We start from the raw sequence: 13,873 nt of genomic DNA, 5'->3' as shown, positions 1-13,873 counted from the left end.
CGCCAATGTCTAACTCCAGCGACCCCCTGAAGGGCCTGTTTGCAGATGAGCCGGTCGAGCCGGTCGTGGAGACCGTCGAGCCTGAAGAGACCGTGGCGGGGGATCCGCGTCTGAAGTGGTACGTTATCCACACCTACTCCGGTTACGAGGCGAAGGTGAAGTCTAACCTGGAGCGCCGCATCGCCTCGATGAACATGAAGGACAAGATCTTCCAGGTGCTCATCCCGACCGAGAAGGAGAAGGAGATCAAAGGGGGTAAGCGCCGGGAGGTCGATCGCAAGATCTTCCCTGGATACGTGCTGGTCGAGGTGCGCGTGGATGAGAAGGGCGAGCTGGAGAACGACACCTGGTACGTAGTCCGGAACACGCCCGGCGTGACCGGCTTCGTCGGATCGGGCAACCGGCCCATCCCGCTCGACGAGCGCGAGGTTCGGACGTTGCTGCGGCAGTTGAAGGACGAAACCCCGAAGTATCGCATAACCTACCAGAAGGGGTCGCCGGTCCGGATCACCTCGGGGCCGTTCATGGATTTCACAGGCCTGGTGGACGATCTCATGCCGGAAAAAGAGAAGGTTCGGGTTCTCGTATCGATCTTTGGCCGCGAGACCCCGGTCGAGTTGGACTTCGGCCAGGTAGAGAGGCTGTAGGAGGCAGAGATGGCCAAGAGAGTCGTGGCGATGGTCAAGCTGCAGATCCAGGCCGGTAAGGCCACACCGGCGCCGCCGGTCGGCCCGGCGCTGGGGCAGCACGGCGTCAACATCATGGAGTTTTGCAAGTCCTACAACGAGCGGACCGCCAAGCTCACGGGGACGGTTGTGCCGGTGGAGATCACCGTCTACGCGGACCGCACCTTCTCGTTCGTCACCAAGACCCCTCCGGCGTCCGTGCTGCTGCGGCAGGCAGCGGGACTGGAAAAGGGGTCCGGGCAGCCCAACAAGGCCAAGGTGGGCTCGGTGACGCTCAAGCAGGTGCGGGAGATCGCGGAGCGCAAGATGCCTGACCTGAACGCCGCCACGGTGGAGGCGGCGATGAGGATGATAGAGGGCACCGCCCGGTCCATGGGCATCGAGGTCGTCAGATAGGCGCAGGCACCACGCGCGGGAGGGGGAACACCCCGTTCGCACCGCAGGGAGGCTTCACGATGGGACGTCACGGCAAGCGATACCTCACGGCCGCAAAGCAGGTGGAATCCCGGCGGCTTCATAGCCCCGAGGAGGCCATCCGACTGGCGCAAGGGGCTTCCACGGCGAAGTTCGAAGAGACGATCGAGGCCCACATCCGGCTGGGCGTGGACCCCAAGCAGGCCGACCAGCAGGTGCGCGGCACCGTTGTGCTGCCCCACGGCACGGGCAAGTCGGTGCGGGTCCTGGTCTTCGCCAAGGGAGAGAAGGCCCGGGAGGCCGAGGCCGCAGGCGCGGATGTCGTCGGCGCCGAGGACCTGATCGAGAAGATCCAGGGCGGGTGGCTGGAGTTCGATGTGGCCGTGGCCACCCCGGATGTCATGAGCCTGGTGAGCCGACTGGGGCGTCTGCTGGGCCCGCGGGGGCTGATGCCCAATCCCAAGGCGGGAACCGTGACGATGGATCTGACCCGCGCCGTGCGCGAGATCAAGGCCGGCAAGATCGAGTTCCGGCTCGACAAGGCGGGCATCATTCACGTGCCGCTGGGCAAGGCAAGGTTCTCTGAGGGGAAACTCCTGGAAAACCTGTCGGCCCTGATGGACGCCGTGTCCAGGGCTCGGCCGGCCGCGGCAAAGGGGCAGTATCTCCGGTCGCTGGTGATCTCGCCCACAATGGGACCGGGGATCCGGATAGATCCAGCCAAGGCCATGGAAGTCGCCCGCCCACAGTAGCGGGAGGCCAAGCCCGGGGCCGGTCCGGTTTGACGGTGGCCCGGGGTCGTGCTACAATCGCGCGGGCTTTGAGGCCGGCTGGGCTGGGCGAGTGCCAGTGCAGCAGGAAACGAATACAGGGCCGCCCATGGGTGGCCGCGCACCAGAGACAGCAGGTGCCCGCGATGCGGGCCTAAGGACAGAGGTCGCCTGCCGAGGAGCGGATCGGGTGTGGACCCGTCTGCCTGCGGCGGGTCCATTATGTTGCGGGAGGTTAGCGGCCCGATGGCTCGACCCGAGAAGCTTGAAGAGGTCACACGACTTAGGGCTCGCCTGGACAGGTCCGCGGCCGTGATTCTCACGGACTTCCGGGGGCTGACCGTCAGGGAGATCACGGTGCTGCGGGGCCGGCTGCGCGATGCCGGCGCGGAGTACCGTGTGGTGAAGAACCGCCTCCTCCGAATCGCCGCTGACGCGGCGGGCATCGAGGGCCTGGAGCGACACCTGGAGGGGCCCACCGCGGCCGCCTTTGTATCAGGCGATCCAGTGCCGGTCGCCAAGGCGATCCAGGAGTTCAGCCGACAGTCCCGCAAGTTGACAATCAAGGGGGGCATCCTGGCCGGCGCCGTCATTGATGACGCCCAGACGAGGGTCCTTGCCGATCTCCCCGGCCGAGCGGAGCTCCTTGCCCAGGTCGTGGGCGGGATCGCGGCTCCACTGAGCGGCCTGGCCGGGGTTCTGGCCGGTCTCCCGCGCAAGCTCGTCCGAGCCCTGGACCAGATTCGAGAACAGCGCGCCGCCTAGCCGGCGCGCCGAGAGATAGTCGCGAGAACAAGCTCATACTGAACGAAACCGACGGGAGGGACGACCGTGGCAGCGAAGCTTGGCAAAGAAGAGATCATCGAGGCGATCAGCGGTCTTACAGTGCTGGAGCTGGCCGAACTGGTCAAGGCGCTCGAGGAGAAGTTCGGCGTTTCCGCGGCAGCACCGGTTGCCGTCGCCGTGGCGACGGGGGCGTCGGCGGCTGCCTCGGCCGCCGAGGAGCAGACCGAGTTCGACGCCGTTTTGGAGAAGGTGGGCGAGAAGAAGATCCAGGTGATCAAGGTCGTGCGCGAGCTCACCGGGCTGGGCCTCAAGGAAGCGAAGGAGTTGGTGGACGGCGCGCCGAAGCCCGTCAAGGAGAAGGTCAGTCGCCAGGAGGCCGAGGCCGTAAAGACCAAGCTCGAGGCCGAGGGCGCGACAGTCACAATCAAGTAGCCGGATCGCCGGCGGCACCGCATGGGCTCTTGACAGGCGCGGAGCCCGCGAGGTATCTTTGTGTGTACGGCTCTTGGGCACGACGACGGGGCGTGGTGGGCACGCGAACCTGTGCAAGTGATCAACACGGAGGCGAGGCAGGGAGGACCGGCCCCGCTTTCGTGTTTCCGTGACCGTCCGGCTACGCCATTCTGGTCCGCGAAGGCCGAACCTCTTTGACCCTGGCCTAGCATCACACACCGTGCCACCCGGCGCGGTGCCTACTTCTCGCGGAGGTGACGCGCTCCACCGTGAAGACGAAGACCAGGCTGGAAGCAAGTAGATCAACCCGAGCCCGCTTGGCCATTGAGGGTACCCGCCAGGTGCGCCGCGGGCGTCGCACCCGGGTCAGCTTCGCGAAGTTCCCCGAGATCCTGGAGATACCCGATCTCGTGGAGGTCCAGCGTCGCTCCTTTGACTGGTTCCTGCGCGAAGCCATCCGCGAGGTCTTCGACGAGATCTCACCGATTCAGGACTTCACGGGCAACCTCGAGCTGCGCTTCGCCGTTGAGAGCGGACGGCGCAAGCCGCCGCCGCCGGGCAGCATCTTCGACGGCGGTGGGGTGCTTGATTTCGGCGGGTACCGGTTCGAGCGGCTGAAGTACTCCGAGGAGGAGTGCCGGGACAGGGACTACAACTACAGCGCCTCGCTCAAGGTGAAGGTCCAGCTGGTCATCAAGGAGACCGGTGAGATCAAGGAGCAGGAAGTGTTCATGGGGGACTTCCCCCTGATGACCGGGCGCGGAACGTTCATCATCAACGGCGCGGAGCGTGTGGTGGTGAGCCAGCTTGTTCGCTCGCCAGGGGCCTACTTCAGCTTCGCCCCGGACAGCGCGGGCCGGTCCCTTCCGGTGGCAGTTGTGATCCCGCACCGGGGGGCCTGGTTGGAACTCGAAGTGGACGCGGCACAGGTCGTTCACGTCCGGATTGACCGCACAAGGAAGCTGCCTGCGACGGCGCTGCTCCGGGCTGTGGGATACGAGACCGACGAGAAACTGCGCAAGCTCTATGGCGACGACCAGTTCCTGCAGGCCACGCTAGAGAAGGACCCCACGCGCTCGCGCGACGAGGCGCTGATCGAGATCTACCGGCGGTTGCGCCCGGGAGACCCGCCGACCGTGGAGAGCGCGCGGACGCTGCTCCAAACGCTGTTCTTCGAGCCGCGCCGCTACGATCTGGGCCGGGTCGGCCGCCACAAGCTCAACAAGAAGCTCGGCCTCCGGGTGGACGCCGGTCAGCGCATCCTGACGCCGGAGGACATCGTCGAGATCGTCCGATACCTCATGCGTCTGGCCGCCGGCGACGGCGCCGCCGTGGTGGACGACATTGACCACCTCGGCAACCGGCGGGTCCGGTCGGTGGGCGAGCTGCTCCAAAACCAGTTCCGCATTGGCATGCTGAGGATGGAGCGCGTAATCCGCGAGAGGATGACGATCCAGGATCCCGGGCAGGTCACCGCCCAGCAGTTGATCAACATCCGCCCGGTTGTGGCAGCGATCAAGGAGTTCTTCGGCTCCAGCCAGCTCTCGCAGTTCATGGACCAGCCGAACCCGCTGGCGGAACTAACGCACAAGCGCCGGCTGTCGGCGCTTGGCCCGGGGGGGCTCTCCAGGGAGCGCGCGGGCTTCGAGGTCCGTGACGTGCACACTTCCCACTACGGTCGCATGTGCCCCATTGAAACGCCGGAGGGCCCGAACATCGGGCTGATCTCGTCGCTGGCGACTTTCGCCGCGGTCAACGACCTGGGGTTCATAGAGACTCCCTATCGCGAGGTGAAGGACGGCGTTGTTAGCCGGCGGCTTCGCTTCCTTACCGCCGACGTTGAGGATCAGCACGTGATCGCTCAGGCCAACGCGCTCCTCGACGAGCGGGGCCGGCTGGTCGGTCACCGCGTGACTGCCCGCCAGGGTCCGGAGGTCAAGCTCGCACGGCCCGAGGACGTGGACTTCATGGACGTCTCGCCCAAGCAGATCGTCTCGGTGGCGACCGCGCTGATCCCGTTCCTAGAGCACGACGACGCCAACCGCGCGCTGATGGGATCCAACATGCAGCGCCAGGCGGTGCCCCTGCTGGAGAACGAGGCGCCCAGGGTGGGCACGGGAGTCGAGTATCGGGCCGCCATTGACAGCGGAGCCGTGGTCGTAGCACGGAGGGCCGGGGTGGTCGAGGAGGTTACCGGCGACCGCGTGGCCGTCAGGGTCGGTCGCGAGGTGGACGAGTACTCGCTGATCAAGTACCAGCGCAGCAACCAGGGCACCTGCATCAACCAGGTACCCGTTGTTCGGAGCGGGGACGAGGTCGACGAGGGAGACGTGCTCGCCGACGGTCCGTGCACCGACAACGGGGAGCTCGCGCTGGGGCGCAACGTGTTGGTCGCGTTCATGCCCTGGGAGGGCTACAACTACGAGGACGCGATCGTCGTGAGTGAACGGCTGGTTCGCGAGGATCTCTACACCTCGATCCACATCGAGGAGTACGAGGTGGAAGCGCGCGACACCAAGCTCGGGCCCGAGGACATCACTGGGGACATCCCCAACGTTGGCGAGGAAGCCCTGAGGGACCTGGACGAGCACGGCATCATCCGAATCGGGGCAGAGGTTCGCGCCGGCGACATCCTGGTGGGCAAGGTCACGCCCAAGGGCGAGACCGAGCTGACCGCCGAGGAGCGCCTGCTCCGAGCCATCTTCGGGGAGAAGGCGCGGGAAGTGCGCGACACGTCTCTCAAGGTGCCTCACGGCGAGCGCGGGAAGGTAGTCGCGGTCAAGATGTTCACCAGGGAGAAGGGCGACCGCGAGGAAGGCGACGAGCTGCCGCCAGGGGTGAACAGCCTCGTGCGGGTCTACGTGGCCCAGAAGCGAAAGCTGGCCGTGGGCGACAAGATGGCCGGCAGACACGGCAACAAGGGCGTGGTCTCGGTTATCCTCCCCGACGAGGACATGCCCCACCTGCTGGACGGAACTCCGGTTGACATCGTCCTCAACCCCCTGGGCGTGCCCTCGCGGATGAACGTGGGGCAGGTTCTTGAGACGCACCTGGGCTGGTCGGCCGAGAGGCTAGGGCTCTGGGTGGAGTCGCCGGTCTTTGACGGGCCACGGGAGGAAGAGATCAGCCAGATGCTGGAAGTGGCAGGGCTTCCGCCGACCGGCAAGGTCAGGCTGCGCGACGGCCGGGCCGGAGGCCTCTTCCACCAGGAGGTCACGGTGGGTTCCATCTACATGATGAAGCTGCTGCATCTGGTCGAGGACAAGATCCACGCGCGCAGCACCGGACCCTACAGCCTCATCACCCAGCAGCCGCTCGGCGGGAAGGCCCAGTTCGGCGGGCAGCGGTTTGGGGAGATGGAGGTATGGGCGCTCGAGGCCTACGGCGCTGCCTTCACGCTCCAGGAGCTGCTTACCGTGAAGTCCGACGATGTCGTTGGACGGGTCAAGACCTACGAGGCGATCGTCAAGGGAGAGAACATCCAGGAGCCGGGCGTTCCAGAGTCCTTCAAGGTGCTCCTCAAGGAGATGCAGGCACTCTGCCTGGACGTCAAGGTGCTCAGCGAGGACAAGAAGGAGATCGAGCTCAAGGAAATCGAGGAAGACATCGCGGAAACCGCGCGGGCTCTGGGCATCAACCTGGAAGGCGAAGAAGCCCTGGTGGAGGATTACTAGGCGATGCAGGACGTAAACAACTTCGACGCGGTAAAGGTCGGGCTGGCATCCCCCGAGGTTATCAGGAGCTGGTCGCACGGCGAGGTGCGGAAGCCGGAGACGATTAACTACAGGACGCTGAAGCCCGAGCGGGACGGCCTGTTTTGCGAGCGCATCTTCGGTCCGACGAAGGACTGGGAGTGTCACTGCGGCAAGTACAAGCGGATCCGATTCAAGGGGATCGTTTGCGACCGCTGCGGTGTCGAGGTCACCCGGGCCAAGGTGCGGCGAGAGCGCATGGGGCACATAGAGCTGGCCGCGCCGGTGTGCCACATCTGGTACCTCAAGGGCGTGCCGAGCCGGATCGGGTTGCTGCTCGATGTGTCCCCCCGGGCGTTGGAGCGCGTGGTCTACTTCGCCGCCTACATGGTGGTGGATCCTGGAACCGCGCCGCTCCAGAAGCGCCAGCTGCTCTCCGAGAGCGACTACCGCGACATGCGCGAGAAGTACGGGAACGCGTTTCGCGCGGCCATGGGCGCCGAGGCGATCAGAGAGCTGTTTGACGAGATGGACATCGAGAAGCTGAGCCGCCAGCTTCGCGCCGACCTCAAGACCGCCACGGGCCAGAAGCGGTTGAAGGTGCTCAAGCGGCTGGAGGTCGTGGAGGCCTTCCGCAAGAGCGGCAATCAGCCCCACTGGATGATCCTCGGCGTGGTCCCGGTCATCCCTCCTGATCTGCGCCCGATGGTGCAGCTCGACGGCGGCCGTTTCGCCACCAGCGACCTCAACGATCTCTATCGCCGCGTCATCAACCGCAACAACCGCCTCAAGCGGCTGCTAGACTTGGGCGCGCCCGAGATCATCGTGCGCAACGAGAAGCGAATGTTGCAGGAGGCCGTTGACGCGCTGATCGACAACGGTCGGCGCGGACGGCCGGTAACCGGGCCGAACAACCGCCCTCTCAAGTCGCTGTCCGACATGCTCAAGGGGAAACAGGGGCGCTTCCGGCAGAACCTGCTTGGCAAGCGGGTGGACTACTCCGGCCGCTCCGTGATCGTGGTAGGCCCGCGGCTCAAGCTCTACCAGTGCGGCCTGCCCAAGGAGATGGCGCTGGAGCTCTTCAAGCCGTTCGTCATGAAGAAGCTCGTGGACCGCAATCTGTCCCAGAACATCAAGAGCGCCAAGCGCATGGTGGAGCGCGCGCGCCCCGAGGTTTGGGACGTCCTCGAGGAGGTCGTGCGCGAACACCCGGTGCTGCTCAACCGCGCGCCCACGCTCCATAGGTTGGGGATCCAGGCGTTCGAGCCGGTCCTCATCGAAGGGAAGGCGGTCCAGGTTCACCCGCTCGTCTGCACGGCCTACAACGCGGACTTCGACGGCGACCAGATGGCGGTGCACGTGCCGCTCTCCGCCGCATCACAGGCCGAGGCGCGCCTTCTGATGCTCTCGGCCCACAACATCCTCTCGCCTGCCTACGGGAAGGCCATCACCAGCCCGACCCGCGACATAGTGTTTGGCTGCTACTACCTGACGATGGACGATCCCGCCGATCAGGACACACCCGTGAAGGACCTCAAGGCCTTCTCCTCCCCCAGCGAGGTGGTCCTGGCGCTGGAGAGCGGCGCGCTGGACCTTCACTCCCGGATCAGGGTCCGCTACCAGGACCCAGAACCGATCGTTACCACGGCGGGTCGCGTGATATTCAACGAGGCGATCCCCGAGGAGTTGCGTTTCGTCAACGACGTGTGTGACCGCAAGGTGCTTTCCCAGATCGTATCGGAGTCCTACAACCGACTGGGCTCAACGAAGACCGTGCACCTCCTGGACGCGCTCAAGGACCTGGGCTTCAAGTACGCCACCCGCAGCGGATCGGGCATCGCGATAACGGACATCGTGATCCCCGACGCCAAGAAGAAGGTGCTGGGAGAGGCGGACAAACGCATTGATGCCATTGAGCAGCAGTACCGTAGGGGCCTCATCACGGACGGCGAACGGTACCAGCGGGCGATTGACGTCTGGACGAAGGCCACGGAGGAGATCACGGACGCGATGCTCGAGCAGTTCGAGCCGTTCAACCCGCTGTACATGATGGCGCTATCGGGCGCTCGCGGCAACATACAGCAGATCCGCCAGCTCGCCGGCATGCGCGGCCTGATGACCGACCCCAGCGGCCGGATCATCGAGTTGCCCATCAAGGCCAACTTCCGCGAGGGGCTGACGGTCCTGGAGTACTTCATCTCGACCCACGGCCAGCGCAAGGGCCTGGCCGACACAGCCATCCGAACCTCCGAATCCGGGTACCTGACCCGCCGGCTCGTGGATGTGGCCCAGGATGTCATCATCCGTGAGGTGGACTGCAAGACGACCGAGGGCGTGGCCATGACGGCCGTCAAGGAGGGCAACGACGTTGTCGTGCCGCTGCGCGAGCGGATCGTGGGCAGGACCCTGGCCGAGGACGCGGGGGCACCGCGCCGCAAGCCGTTGCTGGAGGCCGGCGCCGAGGTTGACGAGGAGGCCGCGGAGCGGATCGAGGAGGCGGGAATAGACCAGGTGGTGGTTCGCTCGGTGCTGACGTGCAAGAGCCGGTACGGGGTCTGCGCCAAGTGCTACGGCCGCAACCTCGCCACGGGCAAGGCGGTGGAGATAGGCGAGGCCGTCGGGATCATCGCCGCGCAGTCCATTGGCGAGCCGGGCACGCAGCTGACGATGCGCACGTTCCACACCGGCGGGATCGCGGGCTTCGACATCACCCAGGGGCTGCCCCGAGTCGAGGAGCTGTTCGAGGCGCGCAAGCCCAAGGGCCAGGCCATAGTCGCCGAGATCGGGGGAACCGCGGCGATCAGCGAGTCCCGCGGCGTGCGGCGCCTGACCATCACCGGCAGGAACGACGAGCGGTCCTACGCTGTGCCGTTCAACATCCGCCTGCGGGTTGCCGCCGGCGATCAGGTGGATCCGGGCGACCAGCTTACGGAGGGTTCGGCCAACCCGCATGACATCCTCCGCATCAAGGGTCTCCAGGATCTGCAGGGCTATCTGGTCCAGGAGATACAGTCCGTCTACCGGTCGCAGGGCGTGGACATCAACGACAAGCACATCGAGATCATCGCCCGCCAGATGTTGCGCAAGGTGAAGGTTGATGAAGCAGGGGACACGGAGTTCCTGCCCGGCGAGCTGGTGGATCGGTTCGCCTTCGAGGAGGAGAACGCCCGCGTGATGGCCACCGGCGGAGAGCCGGCCAAGGCCCGACCAACGCTGCTGGGAATAACCAAGGCGTCGCTGGCGACCGAGAGTTTCCTGAGCGCCGCCTCGTTCCAGGAAACGGCGCGCGTGCTGACCGACGCGGCAACGCGCGGCAAGGTGGATCCGTTGATAGGGTTGAAGGAAAACGTCATCATCGGCAAGCTCATCCCGGCCGGCACGGGCATGGCCCGGTACCGTCAGCTCAAGGTGCACGCGGAGCTCTAGGTCGTGTTGACACCCCTTGGGGCCGGTGCTAGAATCGGCTGGCGCGCATGAGCGCCTCTGGGGCTCTTGCGCGGATTGGCGGCGCACCGGCTCGTGCGGTTGGTGCGCATCAAACGATGAAGGCGATCACGCGCGGGGCGGCGGTGGAGGTTTTCGTCGCAGCCGACGCGGAGCCGAAGGTGGTCGCGCCGATCGTGCGCGCGGCAGCCGAGCGGGGGGTCGCCGTCGTCGAGGTGGAGTCAATGACCGCCCTGGGGCGGGCCTGCGGGATTGCCGTGGGCGCCACTGCCGCGGCGGTTCTGATTGTCAGCCCGGATCCTTCGTAGTGCCGGGTACGATCCGGCCGGTGTGGTTCCGGCCGGAGTGAATCGGGGCTCGTCTGGTCGTTGCGCTCCCTCGATCCTCCAGAGCCCTCTGGTTGCGCCGCAGGGTACTGCCGGCCTCGTGCGGTTGGGCGAGGCTCCAACGATGGCGTATCTCGTATGGCGCAGCGTCAACTGAAGACAGACTAGCACTGCGATAACCCGGCCGCCCCCGCCCGCGCGGGTAACGGTCGAGGCATCGCGCCCCGCGCACGGGCTTCCCTCCGGAGGTCGCGGGGGTATGCTGTGTGATGCGGGTCAAGGAGGAAATGCATGCCGACCGTGAGTCAGCTAATCCGGGTTGGGCGCCACCAGGCTCGGGAGAAGAGCAAGTCGCCAGCACTGGGCGAGTGCCCGCAGAAGCGCGGTGTCTGTATCCAGGTCAAGACGACGACGCCCAAGAAGCCGAATTCGGCCCTGCGCAAGATCGCCCGCATCCGGCTGACCAACGGCATGGAGGTGACCGCCTACATCCCGGGGATCGGTCACAACCTGCAAGAGCACTCGGTGGTGCTGATCCGCGGCGGCCGCGTCAAGGACCTCCCTGGCATCCGGTACCACATCGTCAGGGGTTCGCTGGACTCGGCGGGGGTTGCGAATCGCATGCGCAGCCGCTCTAAGTACGGGGCCAAGCGGCCCAAGAAGTAGACCGGGGGGAACTGGGATGCCTAGAAAGGGAAGCGTCGCGCGGCCCGAGATCGGTCCGGATCCGGTCTTCGAGAATGTGGCCGTACATCGGCTGATCAACAAGGTGATGACGCGGGGCAAGAAAGGCCTGGCCGCGCGCGCCGTGTATCGCGCATTCGAGATCGTCCAGGAGAAGAGCGGGCAGGATCCGGTGAAGGTGTTCGACAAGGCCCTGGGCAACGTGATGCCGGTGCTCGAGGTCCGTCCCCGCCGCGTCGGCGGCGCGACCTACCAGGTGCCCATTGAGGTGCGGACCGAGCGCCGATTCTCGCTGGGGCTTCGCTGGCTGGTGGGGTATTCGCGCGCTCGCAAGGACCGCCGGACCATCTCCGATCGGTTGGCGGCCGAGATCCTCGACGCGGCGGCTGGACAGGGCGCATCGGTGAAGAAGCGGGAAGACACACACAGGATGGCAGAGGCCAACAAGGCCTTCGCACACTATCGATGGTAACTGCGGTTTCGCCGCGGGCGGGAGTGGGTACGGTGGACATGGCCGCGCTCGCAACAATTAGGAACATCGGCATCGTCGCCCACATTGACGCCGGGAAAACCACAACCACCGAGCGCATCCTGTTCTACACGGGCCGGGTGCACCGTCTGGGCGAGGTGGACGAGGGCTCCGCGACCATGGATTGGATGATCCAGGAGCGGGAGCGCGGGATTACCATTACCTCCGCGGCCACAACCTGCGAGTGGCGGGATCACCGGATCAACATCATTGACACTCCCGGCCACGTGGACTTCACCATGGAGGTCGAGCGCTCGATGCGCGTGCTGGACGGCGCCGTCGTGCTGCTTTCCGCGGTGGAGGGTGTGCAACCACAGTCGGAGACCGTCTGGCGCCAGGCCGAACGCTACAGGGTACCCCGGATCATCTACATCAACAAGATGGACCGAACCGGGGCCGACTTCCTCCGAACGGTCGAGATGATTCGCGAGCGGTTGGGGGCTGTGCCGGTACCCGTGCAACTCCCGATCGGCGCCGAGGACGGCTTCCAGGGCGTGGTTGACCTCATCCGCATGAAGTCCACGATCTACCTGGACGACCTGGGCACGCGATCAGACGAGACCGACACACCCGAGGGACAGCGCGAGATGGCCGAGCAGTTCCACGAGAGGCTGATCGAGACCGCGGCCGACCTGGACGATGCCATCGCCGCGAAGTACCTCGAGGGAGCGCCGATCGGCGAGGAAGAGTTGCGCGCCGCCCTCCGGCGGGGCACGATCGCGGGACGCATCATACCCGTGTTGTGCGGCAGTTCGTTCCGAAACAAGGGAGTGCAGCCGCTGCTGGACTCCGTGATTGACTACCTGCCGTCCCCCCTGGACATGCCCCCCGTGGCGGGAGTGGACAAGAAGACAGGGCAGGCGGTCCAGCGGTCGGCCGATCCCTCCGGGCCCCTGGCGGCGCTGGCGTTCAAGATCATCTCCGATCCATATGTGGGCAAGCTTACATACTTCCGTGTGTACTCGGGAACGCTCCGCGCCGGATCGTACGTGCTCAACTCGAACAAGGCCCAGAAAGAACGGATCTCCCGCATCCTGCAGATGCACGCGAACCATCGTGAGGACATCCCCGAGGTGTCGGCGGGCAACGTGGTCGCGGCGGTGGGCCTGCGGATTACCGCTACGGGCGACACGCTGTGCGATGAAGACGCGCCGCTGGTGCTGGAGTCCATGCACTTTCCAGACCCGGTCATTTCTGTGGCGGTGGAACCCAAGACAAGGGCCGATGAGGAGAAGCTCACGGCGTCGCTGGCACGCCTGGCAGAGGAGGATCCGACCTTCCGGGTGCGCTTTGACTCCGAGACCGGCCAGACCGTCATCTCCGGCATGGGCGAGCTGCACCTGGAAATCATCGTGGATCGCCTGCTGCGCGAGTTCAAGGTGGGAGCCAACGTGGGCAGGCCGCAGGTCGCGTACAAGGAGACCATACGGCAGGCGGCGGCGGGCGAGGGCCGGTACGTACGGCAGACCGGCGGCCGCGGGCAGTACGGCCACGCGGTCGTGGAGTTGGAGCCGCTGGGACGCGGTGGCGGCTTTGAGTTCGTCGACAAGATCACCGGCGGCGACATTCCCCGGGAGTTCATACGCCCGGTGGGGGTCGGGATCCGTGAAGCCGCCGAGGGCGGCGTGCTGGCCGGCTACCCGGTCATTGACTTCCGGGCCACCCTGGTGGATGGCTCGTTCCACGAGGTGGACTCCAGCGAGATGGCGTTCAAGATCGCCGGTTCGCTGGCATTCAAGGAGGCGGCGCTGCGGGCCAAGCCGGTGCTCCTGGAGCCCATGATGCGGATCGAGGTCGTGACGCCCGAGGTGTACACGGGTGACGTCATCGGAGACCTCAACTCCCGGCGCGGGCGCATAGAGGGCATGGAGGCCCAAGGGCCGCTGCGGGTCGTCCGGGCGATTGTCCCGCTGGCGGAGATGTTTGGGTACGCGACGACGCTGCGTTCTGCCAGCCAGGGACGCGCCACGTACTCGATGGAACCCTCGCACTACGAGGAGGTCCCCGGAAGCGTTGCCGAGGCCGTCCGCGCCCGTTCAGGCGTGGGCACAAGCGCGTAGGCCTTCGGGCAGATCTGGGAGAGAGCGGA

Annotated in this window: 11 protein-coding genes; all 11 read left to right on the top strand. The window is 65.9% G+C overall.

Going from position 1 to position 13,873, the window contains the following annotated elements; translation table 11 throughout:
- The first annotated feature begins 5 nt into the window (after positions 1-5).
- Positions 6-647 (top strand): transcription termination/antitermination factor NusG, encoded by a 642-nt coding sequence (nusG, locus tag FJX73_02200; protein ID MBM3469593.1) that lies wholly within the window; start codon positions 6-8, stop codon positions 645-647.
- A 9-nt stretch (positions 648-656) separates the two neighbouring features.
- Positions 657-1,082 (top strand): 50S ribosomal protein L11, encoded by a 426-nt coding sequence (gene rplK, locus FJX73_02195; GenBank protein ID MBM3469592.1) that lies wholly within the window; start codon positions 657-659, stop codon positions 1,080-1,082.
- A gap of 59 nt (positions 1,083-1,141) precedes the next feature.
- Positions 1,142-1,852, top strand: a complete 711-nt coding sequence (locus FJX73_02190; protein MBM3469591.1) for a 50S ribosomal protein L1 — start codon at positions 1,142-1,144, stop codon at positions 1,850-1,852.
- 264 nt (positions 1,853-2,116) lie between these two features.
- Positions 2,117-2,635, top strand: coding sequence for a 50S ribosomal protein L10 (locus FJX73_02185; protein ID MBM3469590.1), 519 nt, complete (start codon positions 2,117-2,119; stop codon positions 2,633-2,635).
- A gap of 66 nt (positions 2,636-2,701) precedes the next feature.
- Positions 2,702-3,088, top strand: a complete 387-nt coding sequence (locus tag FJX73_02180) for a 50S ribosomal protein L7/L12 (protein MBM3469589.1) — start codon at positions 2,702-2,704, stop codon at positions 3,086-3,088.
- A gap of 344 nt (positions 3,089-3,432) precedes the next feature.
- Positions 3,433-6,783 (top strand): DNA-directed RNA polymerase subunit beta, encoded by a 3,351-nt coding sequence (rpoB, locus tag FJX73_02175; GenBank protein ID MBM3469588.1) that lies wholly within the window; start codon positions 3,433-3,435, stop codon positions 6,781-6,783.
- 3 nt (positions 6,784-6,786) lie between these two features.
- Positions 6,787-10,227, top strand: coding sequence for a DNA-directed RNA polymerase subunit beta' (gene rpoC, locus FJX73_02170; protein ID MBM3469587.1), 3,441 nt, complete (start codon positions 6,787-6,789; stop codon positions 10,225-10,227).
- 47 nt (positions 10,228-10,274) lie between these two features.
- Complete coding sequence (locus FJX73_02165) at positions 10,275-10,553, top strand: 50S ribosomal protein L7Ae-like protein (protein MBM3469586.1); 279 nt, start codon at positions 10,275-10,277, stop codon at positions 10,551-10,553.
- 309 nt (positions 10,554-10,862) lie between these two features.
- Positions 10,863-11,237, top strand: coding sequence for a 30S ribosomal protein S12 (locus FJX73_02160; GenBank protein ID MBM3469585.1), 375 nt, complete (start codon positions 10,863-10,865; stop codon positions 11,235-11,237).
- A 16-nt stretch (positions 11,238-11,253) separates the two neighbouring features.
- A complete protein-coding gene (rpsG, locus tag FJX73_02155; GenBank protein ID MBM3469584.1) occupies positions 11,254-11,727 on the top strand; it encodes a 30S ribosomal protein S7 in 474 nt (157 codons plus the stop codon).
- 38 nt (positions 11,728-11,765) lie between these two features.
- Positions 11,766-13,844 (top strand): elongation factor G, encoded by a 2,079-nt coding sequence (gene fusA, locus FJX73_02150; GenBank protein ID MBM3469583.1) that lies wholly within the window; start codon positions 11,766-11,768, stop codon positions 13,842-13,844.
- Positions 13,845-13,873: the final 29 nt, after the last annotated feature.

This window comes from Armatimonadota bacterium, assembly GCA_016869025.1.
In the GTDB taxonomy this organism is placed as follows: Bacteria; Sysuimicrobiota; Sysuimicrobiia; order Sysuimicrobiales; family Humicultoraceae; genus VGFA01.
Note: the sequence above shows the minus strand (reverse complement) of the source record. Positions and strands in the feature narration are given on the sequence as shown.